We start from the raw sequence: 24,633 nt of genomic DNA, 5'->3' as shown, positions 1-24,633 counted from the left end.
AAATGAAGCGATTCCGCTGCCGTAATAGCGCTGGCTTCTCTATAATAACGGCTCGCGGGCATAGTCGTAGGCCTAACGTATAAGTTTAATGCGTATTTTTCCAGAGGGCACAATTCCGGTGCGAGCTGTTTGGTGTTCATATTCTTTGTTGGCTTTTTCTGTGTCCTTGGCACTTCTGCCCGCTCGGCTATTCGCTAGCGAAACACAGTCAATCGAGCTACAAACGGCATCCCATTTGCGTTTGCATAAGGTCCATGAAGATGACATGGCCGTGTATTTAGCAGGCGACAAAATGGAGGTGAACGACGAAGGCGAACTCGTCATCACGGGCGACGCGCAGGTTCGACGTATTGATTCCGTTAGTAAAGGCGATCAAATACGTTATAAAAAAGAAACAGGTGATGTGAAGGTGCGGGGCAACGGCCTTTTGATGCGCGATGGAAGCATCGTCCGCAGTCCGGTCATTGATTACAACTTAGACACTGAAACCGGTGAAATGTCTGAGCCACAGTTTTGGATGGATTCCGGTGGGTCAGGCGTAGCCGAACATGCCACTGCTTTGAGTCGCGAGCATTTGCGTTTAAAAACCGTTAACTACAGCGCGTGTCCGTGCCCGGCGCCGTCGTGGTTTATTAAGGCCCCTACCTTAGATTTACATTTCGACGAGAACGAAGGTATTGCCAAACACGGTGTGCTGTACTTCAAAAACGTTCCCATTTTGTACTCACCGTATTTTAGTTTTCCATTACGTGAAGAGCGTAAGTCAGGTTTCTTAACTCCCACTTACGGTTATTCTAGTAACAGTGGTTTTGAGTTTGGCCTTCCTTACTATTTCAACTTGGCACCTAATTACGATGCCACGGTTACACCACGCTATTACTCTAAGCGTGGCACCCAGCTCGAGGGCGAGTTTCGCTACTTGGGGCGCTCGTTCAAGGGGCAAATGGCGGGTACCTATCTCGGAAATGATAAGCAAGTTGATGATAAGCGATGGTTGTTTGCCGCCGAGCATAATCAGAGCTTGGGCAGTGGGTTCAGTGCTTGGTATCACTACAACCGCGTTTCAGATGATAACTATTTTCGTGATTTCTCTACCTTCGAGCTAAACAACTCCACCGTTACAGAGTTAGCCAGCACGGGTGGAATACGGTGGTCGGGTGCCAAGTACTTCAGCAGCTCGCTCTCGGTACGTCAATACCAAACCCTGCAAGACGATACCACCGGCTATAGACGTCCTGAATACAACCGTATGCCCGAATTCAGAGTACGCGGGGCACGTTATAACTGGAACGGCTTTGATTTGGTTTCTGAAAACACGGCGACACGTTTTGAAATGCCGTTTTATACAGGGTCATTGTCGGAGTTCTACGGAGAAGGCGGCGGAACGGATTACAGGCGCAGACGCTTAGCACCGGATGGTACGCGTTACTCGTCATACACCACCTTAAGCTACCCAATGATAAAGGCGGGCGGTTATATCACGCCGCAGGTGGGTCTGCATCTTAGTCAGTACAACACCGAGTGGAATCGCATGCCCGCCGGAAACCCCACTCGTGATCGGGCCCGTAGCGAAAGCCGAATGCTGCCGCTGTATTCCATCGACTCAGGATTAACGTTCGAGCGAGATGCCACGTTATTTGGCAATGCTGCCGTTCATACCCTTGAGCCACGGCTGTATTACCTTTACGTGCCGTATCGAGATCAGAGTGCGTTGCCGGTGTTTGATACCTCAGTGACGAGCTTTAATTTTGCTCAAGCCTTTAGCGAAAACATCTACAGTGGGGGCTGGGATCGTATTGCCAATGCTAACCAATTAACCTTTGGGCTCACTTCACGCTGGTTAGATGCTGATACGGGTTTTGAACGCTTAATGTTGCAGGCCGCGCAACGCTTGTATTTTGATGAGCAAAAGGTCTTTTTAGGCGATCGCCCCAGTAACGAGTATCCCGAATCACGTCGTCGTTCTGACTACTTAATTGGGGCTTATGCGGCCTTAACCGATACCTTGGGTGTGCGGTTTGATGCGCAAGTCAACCCAGACACACGCGATCGTAATCGAATGAGTGCTGGGTTTAGGTGGCAACCTAAGCGTCTCGCGACGGTGTCGGCCTCGTATCGTTATGAGCGAGACCCACGTGCTTTTGATAATCCATCGTATTTCCGAGATGATCCCGATGCAGAGAACTCTAAAGAACGAGTTTCTGTGACCACGCAATGGCCCTTATCAAACCGCTTATATGGTTTGGCCCGCGTTGATTATTCTTTACAAGAGAAGCGTAGTACCCAGACAATACTCGGTTTAGAGTATAAAGGCGACTGTTGCTGGACTGGACGTTTTGTCGTGCAGCGCTATGCGGTATCGGCCAGAGAAAGTAACTCGGCCGTATTTTTCCAGCTAGAACTCTCGGGCTTAGGATCGTTGGGTACCGACCCAATGGACTTACTGCGAGAGCGTATTGTTGGGTATGAGTCAGTGACCCCACCAATACCAGACACAACCACCTTCGAGAGGTATGAATAACATGCAGGTACGTCGTTCTAAACTAGTGGTAGCAAGAGGTCTTGTTGCCCTTTCAGCCTTGTTATCAGCAGGATCGGTTTGGGCTGAAACTCAAAATGAGTCGGCGGTGCAGCAGGCCCCAGAGCGCTCGGGGCAATTCGTTGATGGTATTGCTGCAGTGGTAGACAGACAGGTTATTACGCTTCGACAAGTTGACGTCGAGGCAGGCCGTGTCAGTGAGCAGCTAAGGGCGCAGAATATTCCAGCGCCAAATCCGTCAGTCTTGCGTTTACAAGTTCTGCAACGGCTTATTGATGAGGCCGTGCAAAAACAAGAGGGTGAGCGTCTAGGTATTGTTATTGACGATGTTCAGGTCGATCAAGCCGTAGAAATCATTGCCCAACGTAACGAGCTTACGGCCGAACAATTACGTACCGAGATTCAACAGTCAGGCCTAGTGTGGGACGACTATTTAAAAAGTTTACGCCACGATCTCTTGCTGGATCAATTACGCCAACGAATGGTCGATGAGCGCATTCATATCAGCGAGTCAGAGATCGATTCGTTCTTAAAAAGCCAAGGGATTGAACCGCGAGTGCCGGGGGCGTCCCCCGTGGCGAGTGGGCCCGAGTATATCGATTTGGCTCAAATTTTAGTACGCGTTCCCGAAGGTGCTGATTCGGCGACAGAAGCTCGTTTGCGCGCTAAGGCCGAGGAGCTGCTTGCCCAAGCACGTAGTGGTGTCGATTTTTCTGGTTTGGCAGCGTCATCATCGGATGGCTCTGAAGCACTAGAAGGTGGGTCGCTAGGGGCTCGACCTGTAGAGGGGTGGCCCGATTTATTCGCCCAAGCGATACAAAACGTGCAAGCCGGTCAGGTCAGCGAATTGGTGCGTAGTGGCGTCGGTTTCCATATTTTAAAAGTTGTGAATCGTGGTGCCCCAAATCAAGCCCAAGACTTATCGCCTCGTGCTTCTACCGGCGCGATAGACAGTGGCCCGATGATGGTTACACAAACTCGGGCGCGCCACATACTGGTGAAGTTATCCCAAGTGCGTGATGATGATCAGGCACTGAACCGAATTACGCAGTTGCAGAACCGTATTAATAGCGGCGAATCCTTTGAAGAAATAGCGCGTAGTTTCTCTGAAGATCCTTCTGCTCCACAAGGTGGAGATTTAGGTTGGTTGACGCCGGGCGAGACGGTACCTGCCTTTGAGCAAGCCATGGATGCTTTGGCCATCGGACAAGTAAGTTCTCCGGTTCGCTCACAGTTTGGATGGCATCTTATCCTTGTTGAAGAGCGTCGCAGTAAAGACATGGAAACCGAGTTTCGTCGTATGCAAGCGAGACAGCACTTATTCCAACAGCGGGTCGAGCCAGCGTTTGATGATTGGTTGAATCAATTGCGTACGGCAGCCTATGTTGATAATAGGCTAGAGAAAGCATTCGCTAATCAAGAGTAAAGTATGGCGCAACATCAGGCACGCAAGCGTTTTGGACAGAACTTCTTGCACGACGAGTCAGTCATCGAAGATATCGTGCGTGGCATTGATCCACGCGTTGACGATAACCTCGTTGAAATTGGTCCAGGGCTAGCAGCATTGACTCGGCCATTAAGCCAGAGGCTTAATCGTTTAAGTGTGATCGAGTTAGACCGAGACCTTGTGGCCAGACTAAAGCAGAATTTCAATACGGACACGTTGCACATCATCGAAGCCGACGCCTTAACGGTGGATTTTTCCACCTTAGGCCCTGATCTGCGTGTAGTGGGGAATTTGCCATACAATATTTCAAGCCCGATGCTTTTTCATCTTATGCAATTTGCCGATGGCATACGTGATCAGCATTTTATGCTGCAGCGTGAAGTGGTTGAGCGCATGGTAGCCAAGCCGGGCGATTCGGCTTATAGCCGCTTATCGGTGATGCTGCAGTCACGTTATCGGATGTTTAAGCTTTTTGATGTGGCGCCAGAGGCTTTTGATCCGGCTCCGAAGGTGGTGTCGTCGATCGTACGGATGCGTCCCTTACCCCAAGATCGTCCGCAAGCTAAAAACCAGCGTACCTTCGAAAGCGTAGTGGCTCAAGCATTTACGCAGCGTCGCAAAATGCTGCGAGGAAGTTTGAGTCAGTGGTTAAGTGCTAGTGATTGGGATCACCTTGATATTGCGCCTACCAGTCGTCCGGGTGATTTAAGTGTGGCCCAGTTTATGAGTTTGGCTGACGTGATTCACGACTTGCGCAACAACAGTAACGAATAGCTTCGCTATGAACGATAGCCCCTTGGTGGGGGCTTATCGTTAGCCAAAAAACCAATAGCAAATTCCAATAGCGGCTAACACACCCGCTAAGTCTGATAGCAAGGCGCACCCTACGGCGTGTCGCGCTCGAGTTACGCCCACCGACCCAAAGTAAACGGCCAGCACGTAAAAAGTGGTTTCGGTACTGCCTTGTACCGTGGCAGCGACCAAAGCAGGAAAGCTGTCCACTCCGTGATGGCTCATGGTCTCAATGAGCATGGCACGAGCCGCACCGCCTGAAAAGGGTTTAACCAGTGCTGTGGGAAGTGCGTCAACAAAACGCGTGTCGAGCGACATGAGTGTACTGACCCACCGTATGCCATCTAACACAAAGTCTAAGGCGCCAGAAGCACGTAGCACGCCAATGGCACAGAGCATAGCGACTAAGTACGGTAATAAGTCTCTGGATACTTCAAATCCGCCCTTTGCCCCTTCAACAAAGCAGTCATACAGCGCTATCTTCTTACGTGCGCCGACGATAAGAAAAAAAACAATAATGCCCAGTAGACTAAGGTTTCCTAGTAAGGACGAGAACGCGTTAAGGGCGGCGGCACTGAGAGTGGCAAGCGTTGCCATGAAAACGCCAAGCCCGCCGATGAGACCGAGCAACCACACTAAGACCACTGGGTCGTGAATACGCAGTCGCTGTACAAAGGCCACACTGAGTAACCCCACGAGCGACGATACGGTGGTGGCGAGCAAGATAGGAAGGAAGACCAGCGTGGGATCAGGTGCCCCTTGTTGCGCGCGATACATAAAAATGCTGACAGGTAAAATGGTCAGGGATGACGCATTCAGCACTAAAAATAAGATTTGCGCATTGGTCGCCGTATCGGGCTTAGGATTAAGGCTTTGTAGCTCGCGCATCGCACGTAGGCCGATGGGCGTGGCGGCATTATCAAGACCGAGGCCATTGGCAGCGAAGTTTAGGGTAATAAGGCCCAAAGCAGGGTGGCCGCTGGGTACCTCGGGCATAAGGCGCTTAAACAAAGGGGCTAGCAGCCGACCTAAAGCGTCAATTAAGCCGGCCTTCTCGGCAATTTTTAAAAAGCCCAGCCAAAGCGTTAAGGTGCCGAAAAGAAGCAGCATAAGCTGCACCGACAACTCCGCCATGTCGAATAAGCTTTGCACCATGCGAGCAAAGACGTCCGCATCGCCTAACCAAAGCCACTGAAAAGCACTGGAAACGGCAGCGATGATAAAAAAAGCGAACCAAAGAGTATTAAGCATGGTGCAACAAAGAGAAGAGTATCAGTGGGGCTTAGTCTACACGACCTTTTTTCTGTATGAGCTCAATCTTATAGCCGTCAGGATCTTCGACAAAGGCAATGACGGTTGTGCCGTGCATCATTGGACCAGCTTCACGTACCACGTTACCGCCTTTGGCCTTAATGGCATCACAGGTGGCGTAGGCATCATCGACTTCTAGGGCAATATGGCCGTAGCCGTTTCCAAGATCGTACTGGTCGGTGTCCCAGTTGTGCGTTAGCTCAAGCACGGCCCCTTCGCTTTCGTCCTGATAGCCGACAAAAGCCAGCGTGAATTTGCCGTCAGGGTAGTCATTTTGACGAAGCAGTTTCATGCCCAATACATTGGTATAAAAATCAAGTGAGCGTTTTAGGTCGCCAACACGTAGCATGGTGTGCAAAATGCGCATGGATTTCTCCTGTTGTAACGGTTAGAGCAGGGGTAAGCTGCCCGGATGATGATTTTTCAGTTGTTGCTGAGCCGAGGCGTAATCGGGCATAAGGCGTTCGACTTCCCGCCAAAACGCTGCACTGTGATTCATCTCTTTAAGGTGAGCAACTTCGTGTGCAATGACGTAATCAATGATGGTTTTACTGAAGTGAATAAGACGCCAGTTCAGCATAATCGTGCCGTCGCTGGAACACGATCCCCATCGTTTGGCAGGACCTGCTAATCGCCATCGTTTTAATGATTTCGGGCTTTGCGCTACAAAGTGTTCAAGTCGTTGTCCAAAATACCACGTGGCCTGCTGTTGCAACCATGCGTGGGTTTGATCTTGAATTCTGTCGCTACTGGCATCGCTGTCCAAAGTAAGAGCCAGTTTGTCGCCCGCTACCGGATTGGCAGGGTCGCCCGTCAGTGTGGTTTCTCGTAACGAGGGTTGCAATGCCAAGCTGATGTGCGTGCCTAAGTAAGGAATACGCCCGTGTTCGCGCCATTGAGCTTGCCCTAGGGCAAGCTCGGCTTTGCGCTGCTCCCACTCGTTGAGTTTACGCAAAACCCAATGGCTTTTCTGATGAATCGCTTGTTCAATTTGCGACACACTAACCCAGTTAGGCGCTGTGATGCGTAGCCCGTTTTCATTAACGTGTAAACCGATGGATTTACGTCGACTGCGTAACAGCACATAAGCAATATGTAAGTCAGCGCTTTTGTACTGTCGCCACTGTGCATCAGCAGCCAAGGTAGGGGGAGGCGGGGTAATTACAGTCGTTACTCTGCTGGGGCGCGTCGTTTTATCAGGCGCCACAGCAGGAGAGCTTGAGTCATGAAAGAGTGGAAGTTGGCTCATCGTAACGTTCAGGGTTTAGGACTCGCATTTCTTGTTCAATCCATGCTCGTACTAACTGGTTCAGTTCTTCGGCAGTGCGGCCTTCGGGGCTAATGGGCGGACCGAACGAGACTGTGATGGTCCCTGGTGTCTTAATGAAGGCCTTACGAGGCCAACGTTCACCGGCATTGTGAGCAATAGGGATAACAGCCGTGTTGGTACGTACCGCTAAAAGTGCCCCCCCTACTTTATAGCGTCCGGCCGTACCCGGAGCGGTGCGGGTGCCCTCGGGAAAGAGTATAGGCCATCGTCCTTCATCAAGGCGTTTTTGCCCTGTTGCGGCAACTTGAGCGAACGCGTCTTTACCTTTGGAACGGTCAATGGGAATCATACGAAGTAAGGCAAGACCCCAACCAAAGAAGGGCACGCGATGAAGCTCACGTTTATAAACAAAGCAAACCTCACGGGGCATATAAGCTGGGAAGAACATGGTTTCCCAGGCGGATTGATGCTTTGCTAATAAGATGGCAGGCCCATCGGGTAAGTTTTCCCAGCCTTTCACTTGCCAGTCGATGCCCAGAATGTGTTTAGCTCCCCAGACGGCTAAGCGCGGCCAACCTGCAGTCAGTTTATAACGCCAATGCAAGGGAAGGGGAGACCATAAAATACAGGCGAAGGCGTAAGGAATGACGGTGATCAGTAAAAACGCCTGATACAAAGCAGCACGGATGACTAGCATGATGACATTCCTAGCCAGTCGTCAACGACGGTAGCCAAATTAGGGCGGATGAGGCAGTTTGGCGGAAGTTGTCCGCTAACTTGGGTTCGCTGACCATTTCCGGTTAACACCAACCAGACGTTGCAGCCTACGGCACTAGCTGCCTGAATATCACGAAGCGAATCGCCGACCGCCACCGCTTGGCTGAGGTCGGTATCAAAGCGCTGTGCGATGTCCTCAAACAACCCAGGCAGGGGCTTACGACAGGTGCAGTGATCATCGGGGCCATGTGGGCAAATGAAGATGGCGTCAATGTGCCCACCGACAGCGGCGAGCTCTTTGCGCATTTTTGCATGAACGTCATTTAAATCATGCATGCTGAACAGCCCTCGTGCTAAACCGGACTGATTGGTGGCAATGACCACTTTCCAACCGGCATGGTTAAGCTTAGCGATGGCTTCCAAGCTGCCGGGTAGTGCCTGCCATTCGTCAGGGCTTTTAATGAAGGCATCGGAGTCATGGTTGATGACGCCGTCCCGATCTAAAATAGCTAACATCATGAGGCAAGCCGAGACAGATCGGCCACTTGGTTCATGGTTTGGTGAAGCTTCGCTAGTAGGGCAAGGCGGTTTGCCCGTATGGCAGGATCGTCTGCCATGACCATAACGTCGTTAAAGAATGCGTCCACCGCCTCTTTGGCACCGGCTAGGGTGCTTAGGCTGGCGTTAAACTCGCCTTGTGCAAACTGAGCGTTAGCCTTAGGACTAAGTTCACGTATGGTGTGGTCAAGTGCTAACTCGGCAGCCTCGCTTAACAGGGCAGGGTTGAGTTCTTGATTTTGCTCGTCGGCACGGCGCAGCAGGTTACTAATGCGCTTATTGGCACTGGCCAAGCTTTGCGCTTCTGCTAAAGAGGCAAAGGATGCGCACGCCTTGATTCGTGCTTGAACTTGCTGCAGAGGTGGATTTAAGGCCAACACCGCTTCTACTACGTTTCGATCGTGTTCGGCGACGAGTTGATTACGATAGCGTTCGTAGATAAAAGAGCGTACAGCGTCTTGTGTTTCTTGGGTAACGATGCCTGCATCAAAAGTTTGTGCGGCCTGTTGCAGTAGCTCGTCCAGACTTAGTTTGCTTTCTCCTGCAGCACCTAAGTAGCCACCCGCACCTAACTGTTCAAAGGCACTAATGACACCTAATGCGGCACGGCGCAATGCGTAGGGGTCACGCTCGCCAGTCGGAGCAAGGCCAATCCCCCAAATGCCGACAAGAGTCTCGGCGCGCTCTGCAAGAAACAAGAGCGCCGCTACGAGGCTTTGATCGGTTACCGCGTTGTGCAAACGATGTTGGTACTGCTCGCGTAAGGCATGGACGACGGATGGGTCTTCGCCATCGGCTTGAGCATAGTAGGCTCCGATGATGCCTTGCAGCTCTGGGAATTCGCCCACCATGCTGGTGTTTAGGTCAGCTTTGGCTAATAGCGCGGCCCGATCAGCCAGATCGACAGACGCACCTAAACGTGAAGCGAGAAAGCGAATAATGTCGCGTATGCGATTGACGCGTTGGTATTGTGATCCCAGTTTGTTGTGGTAGACACTTTGCTCTAGGCTAGCTACCCGATCAGCTAAGGCGACTTTACGGTCTGTATCGAAGAAGAAACGGGCATCCGCCAAGCGAGGCAAAATAACGCGCTGGTTACCTTCAATGATTTGGCTGGGGTCGTCGGTGTGCATATTACTGACAATTAAAAAGCGATTTGTCAGTGTTTGAGAGTCTGGATTGAACAGAGGGAAGTAACGCTGATTCAGACGCATGGTAAGAATCAGGCACTCGGAAGGGACACTTAAAAATTCGTCGTCGAATTCGCCCACATAAACACTGGGGTGCTCAACTAACGCGGTTACCTCGTTAAGCAATTCGGGGACTTCGGGGTCATTGCCTAAGCTGGCGTTAAGGCGTTGGCACTGTTCAGTAAGCTGTGCGGAAATTAGCGCTTTACGCTTGGCAAACGAGGCGATGACCTTACCTTCTGTTTCTAACTGTTCAACGTAGGTTTCGGCTGACGCGATGGAAAGAGGGCTATCGCACATAAAGCGGTGACCCACACTTTTGCGCCCCGCATTGAGACCCAATGCGGTTAACGGCACGATGTCGGCACCCCATAAGGCGACTAAGCCATGTGCAGGACGAACAAAGCGTACGCTGGTCACGCCATCAGCCAGTTGGTAGCGCATGACTTTAGGGATGGGCAAGTGGGTCAAGCTGTAATCAAGAGCCTCTTGCAACGCGGGGGCGAGTTTTGCTCCGGTAGCCATGCCTCTGGCGAACAGATAGTCTTGCTTACCATCAGACTCTACATGTAGATCACTGGCGCTTAGGTGTTGTAAGCCTTTGCTTGCTAAGCGTTTAGCCAAGGCAGGCGTGATGTTGCCATCGGCATCCAGACCTATTTTGGCGGGCATGAGTTTGTCGTTAAATGGCTGGTCGTCGGCTTGCCCTTTTACGTTGTCGACACGTACGGCTAAGCGTCGGGGCGTGGCGTAAGCCGTAAAGGTAGTGTTGTCAGCAACCAGATGTTGTTCGCTGAGCACGTTAACAATACCTTCGGCAAAGGCTTGGCCCATTTTTTCTAGGGCTTTGGGTGGGAGCTCTTCAGTTTGTAGCTCAACCAACAGGTGACGAGTATCTTGAGTAATGGTGTTCATTTATTTAGTCTCCGTCTGAGCGGAGCTTTGCAGCATAGGGAAACCAAGGCGTTCGCGAGATTCGTAATAGGCTTGTGCGACGGCCCGAGACAGGTTGCGAATGCGACCGATATAGGCGGCGCGTTCGGTTACGCTGATGGCACCGCGAGCATCAAGTAAGTTGAAGGTATGAGCGGCTTTGAGCGTTTGTTCGTATGCCGGAAGCGCCATCGATAGCTCGACTAAGCGTTTGGCTTCACTTTCGTGGTCACTAAAGTGCTGGAACAAAATATCCACGTTCGAAAGTTCGAAATTATAAGTCGACTGTTCAACTTCGTTCTGGTGGTAGATGTCGCGGTAATACACCGAGCGGCCTTGCTTGTCGGTGGTCCAAACCAGATCGTAAACACTTTCAACGCCTTGAATATACATGGCTAAGCGTTCGATACCGTAGGTGATTTCGCCGGTGGCTGGCACACAGTCTAGCCCACCGACTTGTTGGAAATAGGTGAACTGCGTCACTTCCATTCCGTCTAGCCATACTTCCCAGCCTAAGCCCCAGGCGCCCAATGTTGGGTTTTCCCAGTCGTCTTCGACAAAGCGGATATCGTGTTGTTTTGGATCGATCCCGAGGGCCTTCAACGAGCCGATGTATAAGTCGACGATATTTTCAGGGGCGGGTTTCAGTACCACTTGATATTGGTAGTAGTGTTGCAGTCGATTGGGGTTATCGCCGTAACGACCGTCACCGGGACGACGTGAAGGCTGTACATACGCTGCACGCCAAGGCTCTGGGCCAATTGCTCGCAAGAAGGTGGCTGTATGCGAGGTGCCCGCGCCGACTTCTAAGTCGATGGGTTGTAGCAACACACAACCGTGTTCATCCCAATAGTGTTGGAGGGTAAGAATTAACTGCTGAAAAGTAAGCATGGTCAAAGGCCAGTAAATTGGGGTGTCGCACAAAATCTTTCTATTTTAGCTGTTTTTGCCCAATAGCTTAGGCGACAGCGCTAAAAAGTAACAGCCGCCTTGCGTAAAAGGGCGCAATGGCAGCGGAAGGGGCACGAATTAGTCGTATGATAGAAATCTACAAATGTCTTATTGTATAGAACCTGTGTCGTCATCGACTAGGATTAACACGCTTTCTTAGGATCTACCAAGATGCCAGAGTTGGTTCAAACAAAAATCATTGATCAAATCATGGTGATTACGCTAAATCGACCCGAGGCGCGTAATGCGGTTAACTACGATACTGCTGTGCAGTTGGCGCAAGCCTTAGACGAGTTTGATGCAAATCCTAGCATTCGAGTTGGAGTGTTAACGGGGGCAGGGCAAACCTTTAGTTCGGGGATGGATCTCAAAGCCTTTGCTGAAACGGGTCAACGTCCTTATGTCGAGGATCGGGGTTTTGGCGGTATGTGCGAGCGACCGCCTCGTAAACCGATGATTGCCGCTGTTGAAGGGTATGCGGTAGCCGGTGGTTTTGAGTTGGCCTTGGCGTGTGACTTAATGGTGGCTTCGGATGCCGCACTGTTCGGCCTGCCTGAGGTGAAACGTGGTCTCGTGCCTGGCGCAGGGGGTATGTTACGTTTACCTACGCGAATACCGTACCATGTGGCAATGGAGTTCGTGTTAACAGGGGATATGTTTACCGCCCAGCGCGTCTACGAACTTGGGTTAATTAATGCCATCGTGCCCGCTGGCGAGGCGCTTACGCAGGCGCTAATACTGGCACAAAAAATTAATGCTAACGGACCATTGGCGGTGCAGATGGCCAAGCGGGTCATTAGTCACTCGCGCGATTGGCACCAAGAGCACATGTTCAGTATCCAACGGCCAATTATCGCCTCGGTTTTTGCCTCGGCCGACGCAAAGGAAGGGGCTATGGCTTTTGCAGAGAAGCGCCCACCTGTATGGCAAGCCAAATAAAGCAACGCATCCTATTTTTACGTTTTTTATTTTCACTTTATTTAAGCAATTATCATGACGACGATTATTAAGGAACAAGACTTCATCCAGTCTATTGCCGATGCGGTACAGTTTATTAGTTATTACCATCCCGCCGATTACATTCAGCATTTGGCTCGCGCTTACGAGAGAGAAGAAAGCCCTGCCGCGAAAGATGCCATCGCACAAATACTGACGAATTCACGACTCTGTGCCGAAGGCCATCGCCCCATTTGCCAAGACACAGGGGTGGTCAACGTATTTCTTAAGGTGGGAATGAACGTACGCTTTGATACGACGCTTAGTTTGCAAGCGCTTTGCGACGAAGGCGTGCGTCAGGGTTACTTGAATCCGGATAACCCGCTGCGAGCCTCAATCTTGACCGACCCCTTGTTCAGCCGAAAAAACACGCGCGACAACACGCCCTGTATTGTCAGTGTTGAGTTGGTGCCGGGTGATACGGTGGCGATACAAATCGCTGCCAAAGGGGGCGGCTCCGAGAATAAAGCCAAGTTTGCCATGCTGAACCCCAGTGACTCGTTGGTCGACTGGGTGATGCGTACTGTTCCTGAAATGGGCGCAGGTTGGTGTCCACCCGGCATGCTCGGCATTGGTGTGGGGGGTACGGCGGAAAAAGCCATGTTGATGGCGAAAGAGTCCTTAATGGAAGACATCGACATGTACGAGCTTCTACAGCGTGGCCCACAGAATAAGATTGAAGAGTTGCGCATTGAGCTATACGAGAAGGTCAATGCCTTAGGTATTGGGGCGCAGGGGTTAGGCGGTTTGACGACGGTTTTGGATATCAAAATTAACACCTTCCCCACGCATGCTGCATCCAAGCCTGTCGCGATGATTCCAAACTGCGCAGCGACGCGTCATGCGCATTTTGTGTTAGATGGAAGTGGCCCTGCTCACTTAGAAGCCCCCAGTCTTGATTTGTGGCCTGATGTGCATTGGGCGCCCGATTACAACAAGTCCCGTCAGGTCAATCTCGACACGCTTACTAAGGCAGAAGTGGCCTCGTGGCAGCCTGGCGAAACCTTGCTGCTTTCTGGAAAAATGTTGACCGGACGTGATGCCGCGCATAAGCGGATACAAGAGCTACTCGATAAGGGTGAAACCTTACCTGTCGATTTCACGAATCGCGTTATCTATTACGTCGGGCCAGTGGATCCAATCAGCGGCGAGGCGGTAGGACCAGCAGGCCCAACAACGGCGACACGCATGGATAAGTTTACCGACATGATGCTCTCTCAAACGGGATTGATTTCTATGATCGGTAAAGCGGAGCGCGGGCCTGAAGCGATCGAAGCGATTCGTAAGCATGGTTCGGCGTATCTAATGGCGGTGGGTGGTTCGGCGTATTTGGTCTCCAAAGCGATACGCGCTTCAAAAGTCGTAGCCTTTGAAGACTTAGGCATGGAAGCCATTTATGAGTTTGAAGTCAAAGACATGCCAGTGACCGTAGCAGTGGATGCTAAAGGTACATCCGTTCACACTACGGGGCCGGCGACATGGCGTAAACGCATCGCTGAAATTCCGCTAATTCCGGTCTAAGCAACGGCCCGTTTCGTTGTTGATTGCCGTTAGATGATAGGCATTAAAAAAGCCCCCAATGACACAGATTATTGCTGGATCATTGGGGGCTTCTTGATTAACAAGACGGTTTAATCGTCGTCGTTAGTATCCAGCGGAAAAATGGCTTGATCGGCTACGGTTTGCAGAAGCGCAGTTATCGTACCTTGCTCAAGTTGCAATGACGGGGCAAGTTCTGCAAGTGGACGCAACACAAAGGCACGTAAATGCATACGAGGATGCGGCACGGTGAGTGCCTCAGTGTTGATGTGCTCATCGCCGAATAATAATAAATCCAGATCCAGAGTGCGGGGCGCATTACGCTCGTTTCGCTCACGGCCATGGGCTTGTTCGATGGCGTGCAGATTGGCTAATAAAGTGGGTGCATCCAGTGTGGTTTGCAATGATACGACCGCATTGATGTAATCGGGGCCGGTGGCATCGACAGGGGCCGTGCGATAAAAGCCTGAGCTTTGTAGTTGTGAGCACTGAGCAAGGGCTCGAAGCTCGTCAATGGCCGTAAGTAAGGTATCGATAGGATCACCGAGATTGGCTCCCAGAGCGATGTAGGCAAGCGTTGATTTCATTCTGTGGGTGGCGTTTTGCTTTGAGCGGATTGATGGGTAGGGCGCTTTGTTCTTACGCGACGGCGGCGTGTGCGTTTTTGACTATGAGGCGCGATACGTTCGGCGATGAGTGCAGAACGGCCCTCGCTGCTGCTAGTGTCTGCCAAATCCATCCACCATTGGGCTTCTACACTATCTACCTCTTTGGCCTCGGCGCGCAATTGCATAAAGTCGACCGCGGCTCGGAAACGAGGCTGCTCGATTAGACGCCAAATAGCACGATTATTAACACGCTCAAAGCGCGCCTGCATAAACCAAATCTCGCGCATATCGGTTTGATAGCGTCGCTGAATGGGTAAGGCTTTAGATTGCTTGGCAATGACGATATCGCTGGCATCAACTAAGGCTTGTATGGGTGGGTGTCCTGCATTCTTTAGGGTTTCCCACTCGCCTAATACTTGTTTCCATAATAGGCTGGCAAAAAGGAAGCTAGGGCTGATGCTGCGACCTGTGCGGACCCGGCTATCGGTACTGGCTAAAGCCATTTCTAAGAAGGCACGGTGCTCAGTGTTCGTTAAGCTGTGTTCTAAGAAAGGAAGTAAATCGCGATGCAGGTTTTCAGCTTGAAGCTGCAGCAGGCAATTTAAAGCATGACCACAACTTAAGAGCTTAAGTAACTCGTCGAAAAGTCGAGACTCGGGCACGTTTGCGATAAGGGGGGCTAACTCTTGGAGTGGGGCGTGAGTATGGGGCTCGATCGTAGCGTCTAGCTTTGCAGCGAAGCGCACGGCTCGTAACATACGTACGGGGTCTTCACGATAGCGCACGGTGGGGTCACCAATAATGCGTACTATCCGGTTTTTTAAATCGTTAACGCCTTGATGGTAATCGATGACTTCTTCACTAGAGGGGTCGTAGTACAACGCATTGAGTGTAAAGTCGCGTCGATTGGCGTCGTCGATTAAATTGCCGTACTGGTTGTCATGCAAAATGCGGCCATGAGCATCCGTTTTTTGTGTTTGCGTATCGGCGGCGCGAAAGGTAGAGGTTTCGATGATTTCTCGACCAAACACCACATGCACTAACTTGAAGCGACGTCCAATAATGCGGGCACGCCTGAAAAGCGGGCGTATTTGCTCTGGGGTGGCGTTGGTGGCCACATCAAAGTCTTTAGGTTCTAAGCCTGCAATTAAATCGCGTACTGCGCCGCCCACAATGTAAGCTTCGTACCCTTGCTGTTGTAAGACTTCACACACCTTGATGGCATGCCGTGAGACGAGCCGGCGATCAATACCGTGTTGGCTTGGTCCGTAATGTGCTGGCCCTTTAGACGGCGCGGCGAAAAGTCGCGCTACAAATGTTTTTATTGTGCGTTTCAACATGAGTGGGTGTTAAGACTTTGCATCCATCATTAGCGGGAAGAGATCAATGATCTTCCAGTTACGTTCTTGAGCGGTGCGACGTAAACCTTCGCTTGGATTGGTGGCTACAGGGTCGGAAACTTGCTCCATAAGGGGTAGGTCGTTTGGGGAGTCGCTGTAAAACCACACCCGTGAAAATTGTTCGCGTCGTAGGCCCAGATCGTGAAGCCAGGCGTCCACACGAGTGATTTTACCTTCTTTAAAGCTGGGCACCCCGTGTATTTTTCCGGTGTATAGACCGTCAAGCTCTTCGGGTACTGTCGCAATGAGGTGCTCAATGCCAAACAGTTTAGCAATAGGCGTAGTCACGAACTCGTTCGTGGCGGTCACAATGGCGCATAAGTGGCCTTGTTGTTGATGCTGTTTGACAAGCTCAATGGCCGCAGGATGCATGGCGGGTTCAATAATGCGGCTCATGAACTCAGCTTGCCATTGAGCCAGCTCGGCACGGTTGGCAGCTTTGCAGAGTAGACCCAGCATGAACTCAGCGGATTCTTCGGCGGTTAATAAACCTTGGTTGTAGCGATCCATCAGCTCTTCGTTAAGGCGCTGTGCTTCGATCGGATCGCCCGCGCGGCCTGAGCGGGCCAGAAAATCAGCCCATTGGTAATCGCTGTCTAAGGGCAATAGCGTATGGTCTAGATCAAATAGGGCTAGTGAAGTTGGGGTGTTCATAAATATTAGGTAGGAAGATGGCCTTCGGCCAAAAGGTCTCTAAGCAAAGGCAGGGTAATGTGCCGCTTGCGAGTTAGCGAGTAATGATCCAATGCATCAATCAGTGCAATTAGTCGGCTCATGTCTCGTTCGTAATGGGTAAGCACCCAGTTCATCACTTCAGAGCTTAAGTGTAAGCCTCGATCGGCGGCGCGGGACCGAATGGCTTCGGCCCGCTCTTCATCAGACAGTAATCGTAGGCGAAATACCAAGTCCCAACCAAGTCGGGTGCGTAAATCTTCTCGAACTTCGGTTCCGATGGGCGCACGTTCGCCTGAAAGCAACAGAACAAAGGCTTTTTGGGTTGAGGCGACTTCGCGCCAGCGATTATATAAAGCGAAGACAGCGGCTTGTCCTGAGGCGTTGAGTTTGTCTACGTCATCAATCGCAATGAGTGGTATGGTGATGCTTTCAGCAGTAGCTAGTTTTTTAAGCTGTGTAATTGGTTGGTTGGCATTAAAATAGTATCCGTGCCACTGTTGCGCCATGGCTTGAAGTAGATGTGTACGCCCCACACCGGGCGGCCCATACAAGTAAATGGCGCGGCCTGGCCTGCATTGGACCAGTGCATTAAGCACTTCCTGATTAGAGCCGATAACAAAGTTATCAAGCGATGGTGGCGGTGCTGGAGAAATATCCAGAATCAGTTGTTGGTTCATGTGTCGTACAATTCCATCCAACTTGAAACTCTTACATATCCCACGGCTTTTCTCATGACAAACAATCAATCCGTATCACTAACCTATCGTGACGCAGGCGTCGATATCGAGGCAGGCGATGCCCTTGTCGATCGTATCAAACCTTTAGCTGCTAAAACCATGCGCCCCGGCGTGATGGCAGGTATCGGTGGTTTTGGTGCGCTTTTCGAATTACCTAAAAACCTCGAAGAACCTGTGCTGGTTTCTGGCACTGACGGGGTGGGCACAAAACTGCGTTTAGCTTTCGAGTGGCAACGCCATAATACCGTGGGTATCGACCTCGTTGCTATGAGCGTCAACGATATTTTGGTGCAAGGCGCAGAGCCATTGTATTTCTTAGACTACTTTGCGTGTGGAACTTTATCCGTTGACACGGCAGCGTCGGTCGTTGAAGGCATTGCCAAAGGTTGTGAACTCTCAGGTTGTGCGCTAATTGGTGGCGAAACGGCAGAAATGCCGGGCATGTACCCCGATGGCGAATACGATCTGGCAGGCTTTGCCGTGGGTGTGGTTGAAAAATCAAAAATCATCACGGGCCAAGATATCGCCGCCGGAGACGTCATACTTGGTTTGGCCTCCAGTGGTGCGCACTCTAACGGTTACTCGTTAATACGCAAGATTATATCGCATGCTAATGCTCGTCCTACAGATGACCTTGGCGGGCGTCCCTTAGCCGATGTGGTCATGGAGCCAACGCGCATTTACGTGAAGTCAGTACTGGCGGCGCTAGAGGCGCATGGTAAGGCCATTAAAGGCCTAGTACATGTAACGGGTGGTGGCTTAACCGAGAATATTCCGCGCGTTATGCCTAAAAATGTAGCGGCTAAAATTCAGCGTAATGCTTGGGAATTACCGCCTTTATTTCAGTGGTTACAGCAAAATGGTGGTGTGGCCGACGACGAGATGTGGCGTGTCTTTAACTGCGGTATTGGTATGGTGGTTGTGGTTAGCCAAGACCAAGCTGACGCCATTAGTGCTACGTTTAGTGCGCAAGGTGAAACGGTTTATCGTTTAGGCGAGATCGTAGATCGCCAAGCCGATGATGCAGCGGTGCAAATGATAGCAAGCTAAAACAAAAAACGAGTAGCAGTCAGCAACAAGGCAGCCTAGGCTGCCTTGTTGCTTAAGATGGCCAGTGCAGGGCCACTTGCTGCATAACGCTAGCCACTCGGTCCTTATCTAAGCAGTCGATGACAGTGCGTTCGCGATCACTGCGTAGCCAGGTTAGTTGTCGTTTTGCCAATTGACGCGTGGCAACAATGGCTTTTTCGATGGCGTTTTCTAGCGAGCAATTACCTTCAAGGTACTCCCACAGTTGTCTATACCCTACACAACGAATGGAAGGTAGGGACGCCGTTAAGTCGCCACGCTGATACAGCGCCTCGACCTCTGCAACTAAACCCTCTTGAATCATGTCTTGGTAACGCGTTGCGATGCGCGCATGCAGTGCACTGCGATCAGAAGGTTCTAAGCTGATCGTCAGGTAATCGTATTGGTTGGCATCATTTTTTTGTTTGGTTTCGCTGATCCATGACGAGAGTGTTCGACCACTAATTCGATACACCTCTAGGGCGCGTTGAATACGTTGACTGTCATTTGGCGCTAAACGTTGTGCAGTGACCGGATCGACTTGGGCGAGTAGGGCATGCATAGCGGGCCAACCTGACTGCGCGGCTTCATGGTCAAGTTGAGCCCGGATGTCTGGCTGAGAGGTAGGGAGATCGTTCAAGCCTTCACGCAAGGCTTTGTAATACAGTAAGGTGCCCCCACAAAGCAGCGGGTAATGTCCGCGCTCTGTAATTTGTTTAATTAATACCGAGGCATCGTTAGCGAAAGCCGCCGCTGAATAGCTTTCACTTGGGTCACGAATATCCAGCAAATGGTGCGTGATGGCAGCCTGCTCTTGATGGCTAGGTTTAGCGGTTCCAATGTCCATGCCACGGTAAATAGTGGCCGAGTCCATAACAATAATTTCGATTGGCCAATTTTTGGCGATGGCATGCGTTGCCGCGCTTTTACCAGCGGCTGTCGGGCCCGTTAAACAAATAACACGTTGCTGCATTTATTGACCGCGTAAAAATAATTTATCAAGCTCAGTTAATGACCAATATACCCACGTAGGACGACCATGGTTACACAAATCAGCACGGTCCGTTTGTTCCATCTGTCGTAATAACGCATTCATCTCGTCAAGCGTCAGGCGCCGATTGGCCCGTATGGCGCCATGGCAAGCCATTGTTGAGAGTAGCTCGTTACGCTGAGACGCTACATGCTGTGAACCGCCCACCGACTGTAAGTCATTGAGCACGCTTCGGGCTAAGGCCTCAATATCACCCCGAGCAAGCAGAGCCGGGACGGCACGAACGGCTATGGATGTGGGACTGAGGGCGCTTAAGCTTAAGCCCAGTTCGACGAGCGTGTCGTGGTGTTCATCCAGCAAGGCGACCTCGGTTTCAGTGGTTTGGAATACAACAGGTACCAGTAACTCTTGGCGCGGCAGTTCGCGTTCATCCATTGCCTGCTTTAATTGTTCGTACATCACGCGTTCGTGGGCGGCGTGCATGTCGACCAAAATCAAACCTTGCCTTGTTTGCGACAAAATATATACACCGTGTAATTGCGCGATAGCCATGCCCATGGGCAGTTCACTTAATCTGTCGTGTGCGCCGGAGGGTTGTTCCATAGGCGCCATGGGTTCAGCAACAGTCGTGGTTTCGGCAATGGGGGCATAAAATTTCTTCCAGTTCTGCTCTTGTTGTGCTGCCGTTTGTGGATGAATGCCGAGGCTTTGCTGTTGACCGAGGTGATGGCCAAACTTAGAGTTAAATGGATGGCGTTGTGATGTATCTTGCGCAGGCGACGTCGAAGCAGGTGCCGTCGTCACGTCACGAGTCTGGACGCTACTGACTTCACTTAACGCGTCCGAGTTTCCGGTTACTGCATCGGCTTGGCTTTGCGCTAAGGCGGTTCCAAGCGTACGCATCACAAACTGATAGACTGCCCCTGAGTCTCTGAAGCGGACTTCGTGCTTGGCAGGGTGCACATTAACATCGACAGTATTGGGGTCGATGTTTAAGTAAAGCACGTAAGCAGGCTGACGATCACCATGCAAAACGTCAGAGTATGCTTGTCGTATGGCATGTGACACGGTCCGGTTTCTAATAAAGCGCCCGTTTACAAATAAAAACTGCATATCAGTTCTGCTGCGTGCAAAAGCAGGCCGGATGATCAGCCCGTGTAAAGCAATAAGCCCTTGATCTTGTTCTACGCTAATACTTTGGCTGACAAACTCTTCGCCGACGATATCAAGGATGCGTTGTCCGATGTTTCCCGCACGCCAGTGACGGGTAGCTTTGTCGTTATGAAACAATCGAAAAGCAATTTCAGGCTTAGACAGCGCAATGCGTTCAAGAGCCGTAACGCAGTGACCGTATTCAGTGTTTTCGGTACGTAAGAACTTTCGTCGGGCTGGAATATTGTCGAATAGCTGTCTTACGTCGACCGTCGTGCCTTGTACGCCACTGGCGGCTTCGATCTCCGTGCTTAAACCATTAAGCTGCCAGGCGTGGGGTTCGTTAGCGGCCCGAGATCGAAGGGATGTGCGCGCTACGGAGGCAATAGAGGCGAGTGCTTCCCCCCTGAAACCCATGGACTCCACCGCTTCAAGCTCAGGCAGTGATTGAACTTTACTTGTTGCGTGACGTTTGAAGGCCAAGGCGAGCTCGTCGTGGGGAATGCCGTGACCATCATCGCTGACAGCGATACGGCGTATGCCTCCGCCTTCTAAGCGAATTTCAATACTGCTCGCTCCAGCATCGATTGCGTTTTCCAGTAATTCCTTTAGTACTGAAGCAGGCCTTTCGATGACTTCCCCCGCCGCAATTTGGCTAATAAGAAGTTCAGGTAGAGCGGCGATGGAACGGCGTGGTGTCATGGTGATCAATCTCGTCTTTACTTGTGTCTTGTCAATGGATTCTACGCTGGGCGAAAGACCGAAGCTAATTTTAGCGGTTTATCGTAACGCTTAATACGAAGGGCTGCACAGCGAGCTATAGCGAGTGGTTTCACCTTTTTAGCGATCAAAAGCGAAAGGCCCAGAGGCGATGTCGTTCGCTTCTGGGCCGTTTTTGTGTCAGCAAATACCTTAAGTACGATTGGCTAAGGCCACACCGGAATTGAAGTAGTTATTAATACCTGACAGCATGGCACGAGCAATTTTTTCTTGGTGTGCCGGGCTTTTGAGTAGTTTTTCTTCGGTAGGGTTGCTAATAAAGGCTGTTTCTACCAAAACAGAAGGTATGTCAGGAGCCTTTAACACAGCAAAACCGGCACGTTCGACCTGACGCTTGTGTAGGCGATTAATCTTACCGATTTCTGAGAGGATGCCCGAGCCCACACGTACAGAGTCATTGATCTGTGCAGCGGTAGACAGGTCAAGTAACACTTGGGCAACTTGTTTGTTCTGCGTTTTAATATTGACGCCACCAATTAAGTCAGCCTGATTCTCTTTATTGGCCAGCCATCGAGCCGCTGTACTGGTGGCCCCATTTTGAGACAGAGCGTAAATGGATGAGCCTCGTGCTGTTGGCTTAATCCAAGCATCGGCGTGGATAGAAATAAATAAGTCCGCTTTGACCCGTCTGGCCTTCTGTACGCGTACGTGTAACGGCACGAAGAAGTCTTTATCACGCGTTAGGTAGGCACGCATATTGGGTTGCGCATCAATTAGCTTTTGTAAGCGCTTGGCAATTTGCAGCACTACGTCTTTTTCATAGGTGCCCCCTGGGCCGATAGCACCAGGATCTTCACCACCATGGCCCGCGTCTAGGGCAATCAGCACAGGACGATTTTGCCTTGTATTAGGGGTGACTTTGGGTACCGGAGAGGCAGGAGGAGGCGTGGGCGTGGGTTGTTTGGCTACCCTAGGAACCTCTTGCCCTTGCACCGTGGGCACAGGCACATTGGGTTGCGATTGGGCTAGATTTTCAAGGACCGCAGCTAAGGGATCGTCGTCATCGAATTGTTGCTGCAATGCTAGCAACGGGTCTTGCGCTATGCGTGGATACAAGTCAAGAACGAGGCGGTATTTATATTCGCCGATGGGCTTGAGTGTAAAAATTTGGGGTGCAACGGGCTGTTTGAGATCAAGCACCAAACGTACGACGTTAGGACGATTTTGGCCTACACGCACGGAAGCGATGTAAGGATCGTTAGCGCGAACTTTGGCAATCAACTCGTTCAATGTGCTGTTTAAACGTAGCCCTTCTATGTCTACCACCATCCGATGGGGGTTCTCGAGCGTGAAATGCTCGGCCTTGAGCTCGCTGTCCATCTCAAGGGTGACGCGGGTGTATTCATCAGCAGGCCAGGTACGAACAGCGACGATTGAACTTGCATGGGCGACGCGCGGGAATATAGGCAACAACATTAAGGTTGTTGCTGAGGCGACAAGGCGCCGCCGCGCTAATCCTAAGGTTCCAATTCCCTGAGCTGTGGTCTGAGTATCGTTAGCCATTCTTGTCCTTTTTTGCTGTATGCCGCAAGCGTGAGTTCCCTGCCTGGTTCGCAATAATCGAATGTGATTTTTAGATCAGCCGGAGGCAATAGTTCGCCCGCCTTATCCGGCCATTCAATTAGCACAACAGCGCTTTCCAGAAGAATATCACGAAACCCCGCGTCTAGCCACTCTCTGCTGTTGTTAAATCTATAAAAATCAAGGTGATAGGCATTTAAGCTAGAAAGTTTATAGCTCTCGATAAGCGCGTAGCTAGGACTTTTAATGCGGCCAGTCACGCCAGCCGTGCGTAAAAAAGCCCTTGTAAAACTGGTTTTTCCCGCTCCCAGATCCCCTTCTAGGTGGATATGCCCACCTCGTTCGCTATTTTCGTCGTTTTTTTGTAGTGAAGTCCCACAAACAAGAGGAGACAGTATTTCAGCCAGACCTTGTGTTACGCCTTCGTTTGCGGCGTAAAACGTTAACGTGCTAAGCGGTTCATGTGCCATTGACATAGTGCGGTGCTGTCCTATCTAAATAAACAAATAACGGATGCATAAGGGAAGGGTGAGAACCGAGAGTAGTGTGCCAGCGGACATCGTCGTGGCGACTAACTCTGCGTTGCCGCCCATGCGAGCAGCCAATACATGGGCAGAAGATGCAGTTGGGATCGCTGCAAACAAGATCAGCATATTAGCTTCAAGAGGTGTGAAGTCCAAAAGCAGAGCAATGCCGACTGCGGCCAAAGGCAAAGCCAGCAGCTTACTGACCACCATCCATCCTACCAATTTTTGCTCTCCGTATAGCGCACGTAGCGAAAGGGTTGCGCCTACACACAAGAGCCCAAGAGGCAAAGCGCAGCTACCTAGGCGAGACAGACTTACGTCGATAGGTTTGGGAAGTGAAAGGCCCAGAAAATTCCAAATTAGTCCGAGTACAGCAGCCAGTATTAATGGGTTTTTAATCAGTTCAACGCCAACCCCCAGACCTCGTCCTCGGGCTAAGGCATACACCGCCAAGGTATTTACCAGTGGAACGGCTAACCCAACGATGACGGACATTAAACCTAAACCGTCTTCGTGCCCAAGCTCAAAAGCCAATGATAAAGCCAAATAGGTGTTGAAGCGAAAGGCGCACTGGACCACCGAAGCATGGGTAAGCGTGCGATCACGCATGAATAACAAGGCTAGCCAACCACAGAGTGCGCCAACGAGAATTACGCCAGCCACCCCAGCAAAAAGTAGAAGGGTCTGTCCACCTTCTAATGAGGTGTGGGCAATGGAGTAGAAAAGTAGCGAAGGAAAGAAAAGGTAGTACACCAGCTTTTCGATGTGGCGAAAGAACTCGCTACTAAAGCCCATCACCTTGAGCAGCAGCCCCCCTAATGCAATCAGCATGAAATCGGGCAAGATCAATAACGCCGTTGTAAACATGTGAGAAGGGCTCGCGCAAAAAAGAAAGTGAACAGGGGGCTGAAGCCATCATATTCATTTGTCA

22 protein-coding genes are annotated in these 24,633 nt (G+C 51.0%); 6 read left to right on the top strand and 16 right to left on the bottom strand.

All coding sequences use genetic code 11. From position 1 onward, the window contains the following. The first annotated feature begins 160 nt into the window (after window positions 1-160). Genes AC2UZI_RS11340 through rsmA form a run of 3 tightly spaced genes read left to right on the top strand, consistent with a single transcriptional unit; the run spans window position 161 to window position 4,760 of the window. Window positions 161-2,521 (top strand): LPS-assembly protein LptD, encoded by a 2,361-nt coding sequence (locus AC2UZI_RS11340; RefSeq protein ID WP_486943974.1) that lies wholly within the window; start codon window positions 161-163, stop codon window positions 2,519-2,521. Beyond that, entirely contained in the window at window positions 2,514-3,965 is a 1,452-nt protein-coding gene (locus AC2UZI_RS11335; RefSeq protein WP_486943973.1) for a peptidylprolyl isomerase, read from the top strand. The genes AC2UZI_RS11340 and AC2UZI_RS11335 overlap by 8 nt, the downstream gene beginning before the upstream one ends. 3 nt (window positions 3,966-3,968) lie before the next feature. After that, on the top strand, window positions 3,969-4,760 hold the full coding sequence (gene rsmA / locus AC2UZI_RS11330; protein WP_486943972.1) for a 16S rRNA (adenine(1518)-N(6)/adenine(1519)-N(6))-dimethyltransferase RsmA: 792 nt from the start codon (window positions 3,969-3,971) through the stop codon (window positions 4,758-4,760). A gap of 39 nt (window positions 4,761-4,799) precedes the next feature. Here rsmA and AC2UZI_RS11325 read toward each other — a convergent pair whose 3' ends face one another. From AC2UZI_RS11325 to glyQ, 7 genes are read right to left on the bottom strand one after another with little or no spacing between them, the layout of a single operon-like run. Beyond that, window positions 4,800-6,029, bottom strand: a complete 1,230-nt coding sequence (locus tag AC2UZI_RS11325; RefSeq protein ID WP_486943971.1) for a spore maturation protein — start codon at window positions 6,027-6,029, stop codon at window positions 4,800-4,802. Between the two features lie 31 nt (window positions 6,030-6,060). Then, a complete protein-coding gene (gene gloA, locus AC2UZI_RS11320; RefSeq protein WP_486943970.1) occupies window positions 6,061-6,456 on the bottom strand; it encodes a lactoylglutathione lyase in 396 nt (131 codons plus the stop codon). A gap of 21 nt (window positions 6,457-6,477) precedes the next feature. Next, window positions 6,478-7,338 carry a M48 family metallopeptidase gene (locus AC2UZI_RS11315; protein ID WP_486943969.1) on the bottom strand — a complete coding sequence of 287 codons (861 nt, stop codon included), beginning with the start codon at window positions 7,336-7,338 and terminating at the stop codon, window positions 6,478-6,480. Then, window positions 7,313-8,056 carry a lysophospholipid acyltransferase family protein gene (locus tag AC2UZI_RS11310; RefSeq protein WP_486943968.1) on the bottom strand — a complete coding sequence of 248 codons (744 nt, stop codon included), beginning with the start codon at window positions 8,054-8,056 and terminating at the stop codon, window positions 7,313-7,315. Before AC2UZI_RS11310 ends, AC2UZI_RS11315 begins: the two co-directional genes overlap by 26 nt. After that, on the bottom strand, window positions 8,050-8,595 hold the full coding sequence (gene gmhB / locus AC2UZI_RS11305) for a D-glycero-beta-D-manno-heptose 1,7-bisphosphate 7-phosphatase (RefSeq protein WP_486943967.1): 546 nt from the start codon (window positions 8,593-8,595) through the stop codon (window positions 8,050-8,052). Before gmhB ends, AC2UZI_RS11310 begins: the two co-directional genes overlap by 7 nt. Next, window positions 8,592-10,730 (bottom strand): glycine--tRNA ligase subunit beta, encoded by a 2,139-nt coding sequence (gene glyS, locus AC2UZI_RS11300; RefSeq protein ID WP_486944017.1) that lies wholly within the window; start codon window positions 10,728-10,730, stop codon window positions 8,592-8,594. Before glyS ends, gmhB begins: the two co-directional genes overlap by 4 nt. Before the next feature lie 9 nt (window positions 10,731-10,739). Then, window positions 10,740-11,648 (bottom strand): glycine--tRNA ligase subunit alpha, encoded by a 909-nt coding sequence (gene glyQ / locus AC2UZI_RS11295; RefSeq protein WP_486943966.1) that lies wholly within the window; start codon window positions 11,646-11,648, stop codon window positions 10,740-10,742. Window positions 11,649-11,879: 231 nt separating this feature from the next. Between glyQ and AC2UZI_RS11290 the strand changes: the two genes are divergently transcribed. Together AC2UZI_RS11290 and AC2UZI_RS11285 are read left to right on the top strand one after the other, a co-directional pair. After that, window positions 11,880-12,647, top strand: a complete 768-nt coding sequence (locus AC2UZI_RS11290) for a crotonase/enoyl-CoA hydratase family protein (protein ID WP_486943965.1) — start codon at window positions 11,880-11,882, stop codon at window positions 12,645-12,647. A 54-nt stretch (window positions 12,648-12,701) separates the two neighbouring features. Next, complete coding sequence (locus tag AC2UZI_RS11285) at window positions 12,702-14,225, top strand: fumarate hydratase (RefSeq protein ID WP_486943964.1); 1,524 nt, start codon at window positions 12,702-12,704, stop codon at window positions 14,223-14,225. Between the two features lie 110 nt (window positions 14,226-14,335). Here AC2UZI_RS11285 and folK read toward each other — a convergent pair whose 3' ends face one another. Genes folK through hda form a run of 4 tightly spaced genes read right to left on the bottom strand, consistent with a single transcriptional unit; the run spans window position 14,336 to window position 17,603 of the window. After that, window positions 14,336-14,830 carry a 2-amino-4-hydroxy-6-hydroxymethyldihydropteridine diphosphokinase gene (gene folK / locus AC2UZI_RS11280; protein ID WP_486943963.1) on the bottom strand — a complete coding sequence of 165 codons (495 nt, stop codon included), beginning with the start codon at window positions 14,828-14,830 and terminating at the stop codon, window positions 14,336-14,338. Continuing rightward, window positions 14,827-16,191 (bottom strand): polynucleotide adenylyltransferase PcnB, encoded by a 1,365-nt coding sequence (gene pcnB / locus AC2UZI_RS11275; protein WP_486943962.1) that lies wholly within the window; start codon window positions 16,189-16,191, stop codon window positions 14,827-14,829. The genes folK and pcnB overlap by 4 nt, the downstream gene beginning before the upstream one ends. Before the next feature lie 9 nt (window positions 16,192-16,200). Then, window positions 16,201-16,905 carry an HAD family hydrolase gene (locus tag AC2UZI_RS11270; RefSeq protein ID WP_486943961.1) on the bottom strand — a complete coding sequence of 235 codons (705 nt, stop codon included), beginning with the start codon at window positions 16,903-16,905 and terminating at the stop codon, window positions 16,201-16,203. 5 nt (window positions 16,906-16,910) lie between these two features. Next, entirely contained in the window at window positions 16,911-17,603 is a 693-nt protein-coding gene (gene hda / locus AC2UZI_RS11265; RefSeq protein ID WP_486943960.1) for a DnaA regulatory inactivator Hda, read from the bottom strand. A gap of 54 nt (window positions 17,604-17,657) precedes the next feature. On the opposite strand from hda, the gene purM reads away from it, so the two are divergent. Further along, window positions 17,658-18,713: a phosphoribosylformylglycinamidine cyclo-ligase gene (gene purM / locus AC2UZI_RS11260; protein WP_486943959.1), complete on the top strand. Its 1,056-nt coding sequence runs from the start codon at window positions 17,658-17,660 to the stop codon at window positions 18,711-18,713. 52 nt (window positions 18,714-18,765) lie between these two features. Here purM and miaA read toward each other — a convergent pair whose 3' ends face one another. From miaA to AC2UZI_RS11235, 5 genes are all read right to left on the bottom strand, one after another. Then, window positions 18,766-19,704, bottom strand: coding sequence for a tRNA (adenosine(37)-N6)-dimethylallyltransferase MiaA (miaA, locus tag AC2UZI_RS11255; protein ID WP_486943958.1), 939 nt, complete (start codon window positions 19,702-19,704; stop codon window positions 18,766-18,768). After that, on the bottom strand, window positions 19,705-21,576 hold the full coding sequence (gene mutL / locus AC2UZI_RS11250) for a DNA mismatch repair endonuclease MutL (RefSeq protein ID WP_486943957.1): 1,872 nt from the start codon (window positions 21,574-21,576) through the stop codon (window positions 19,705-19,707). 210 nt (window positions 21,577-21,786) lie between these two features. Beyond that, window positions 21,787-23,157, bottom strand: coding sequence for an N-acetylmuramoyl-L-alanine amidase (locus AC2UZI_RS11245; protein WP_486943956.1), 1,371 nt, complete (start codon window positions 23,155-23,157; stop codon window positions 21,787-21,789). Then, window positions 23,112-23,651 carry a tRNA (adenosine(37)-N6)-threonylcarbamoyltransferase complex ATPase subunit type 1 TsaE gene (gene tsaE / locus AC2UZI_RS11240; RefSeq protein ID WP_486943955.1) on the bottom strand — a complete coding sequence of 180 codons (540 nt, stop codon included), beginning with the start codon at window positions 23,649-23,651 and terminating at the stop codon, window positions 23,112-23,114. Before tsaE ends, AC2UZI_RS11245 begins: the two co-directional genes overlap by 46 nt. Window positions 23,652-23,669: 18 nt before the next feature. After that, window positions 23,670-24,569: an AEC family transporter gene (locus AC2UZI_RS11235; RefSeq protein ID WP_486943954.1), complete on the bottom strand. Its 900-nt coding sequence runs from the start codon at window positions 24,567-24,569 to the stop codon at window positions 23,670-23,672. Window positions 24,570-24,633 lie beyond the last annotated feature (64 nt).

It is taken from the genome of Paenalcaligenes sp. DL 463, from assembly GCF_057475185.1.
The sequence above is the reverse complement of the archived record's forward strand: the minus strand, read 5'-3'. Positions and strand labels throughout refer to the sequence as shown.

Coding starts and splice junctions, on each gene's coding strand:
- folK (WP_486943963.1), bottom strand. CDS start 14,830: ATGAAATCAACGCTTGCCTACATCGCTCTGGGAGCCAATCTCGGTGAT.
- miaA (WP_486943958.1), bottom strand. CDS start 19,704: ATGCAGCAACGTGTTATTTGTTTAACGGGCCCGACAGCCGCTGGTAAA.
- AC2UZI_RS11290 (WP_486943965.1), top strand. CDS start 11,880: ATGCCAGAGTTGGTTCAAACAAAAATCATTGATCAAATCATGGTGATT.
- gloA (WP_486943970.1), bottom strand. CDS start 6,456: ATGCGCATTTTGCACACCATGCTACGTGTTGGCGACCTAAAACGCTCA.
- glyQ (WP_486943966.1), bottom strand. CDS start 11,648: ATGCTTACTTTTCAGCAGTTAATTCTTACCCTCCAACACTATTGGGAT.
- AC2UZI_RS11245 (WP_486943956.1), bottom strand. CDS start 23,157: ATGGCTAACGATACTCAGACCACAGCTCAGGGAATTGGAACCTTAGGA.
- hda (WP_486943960.1), bottom strand. CDS start 17,603: ATGAACCAACAACTGATTCTGGATATTTCTCCAGCACCGCCACCATCG.
- AC2UZI_RS11270 (WP_486943961.1), bottom strand. CDS start 16,905: ATGAACACCCCAACTTCACTAGCCCTATTTGATCTAGACCATACGCTA.
- gmhB (WP_486943967.1), bottom strand. CDS start 8,595: ATGATGTTAGCTATTTTAGATCGGGACGGCGTCATCAACCATGACTCC.
- AC2UZI_RS11315 (WP_486943969.1), bottom strand. CDS start 7,338: ATGAGCCAACTTCCACTCTTTCATGACTCAAGCTCTCCTGCTGTGGCG.
- purM (WP_486943959.1), top strand. CDS start 17,658: ATGACAAACAATCAATCCGTATCACTAACCTATCGTGACGCAGGCGTC.
- AC2UZI_RS11285 (WP_486943964.1), top strand. CDS start 12,702: ATGACGACGATTATTAAGGAACAAGACTTCATCCAGTCTATTGCCGAT.
- AC2UZI_RS11325 (WP_486943971.1), bottom strand. CDS start 6,029: ATGCTTAATACTCTTTGGTTCGCTTTTTTTATCATCGCTGCCGTTTCC.
- rsmA (WP_486943972.1), top strand. CDS start 3,969: ATGGCGCAACATCAGGCACGCAAGCGTTTTGGACAGAACTTCTTGCAC.
- tsaE (WP_486943955.1), bottom strand. CDS start 23,651: ATGTCAATGGCACATGAACCGCTTAGCACGTTAACGTTTTACGCCGCA.
- AC2UZI_RS11235 (WP_486943954.1), bottom strand. CDS start 24,569: ATGTTTACAACGGCGTTATTGATCTTGCCCGATTTCATGCTGATTGCA.
- pcnB (WP_486943962.1), bottom strand. CDS start 16,191: ATGTTGAAACGCACAATAAAAACATTTGTAGCGCGACTTTTCGCCGCG.
- AC2UZI_RS11310 (WP_486943968.1), bottom strand. CDS start 8,056: ATGCTAGTCATCCGTGCTGCTTTGTATCAGGCGTTTTTACTGATCACC.
- mutL (WP_486943957.1), bottom strand. CDS start 21,576: ATGACACCACGCCGTTCCATCGCCGCTCTACCTGAACTTCTTATTAGC.
- AC2UZI_RS11335 (WP_486943973.1), top strand. CDS start 2,514: ATGAATAACATGCAGGTACGTCGTTCTAAACTAGTGGTAGCAAGAGGT.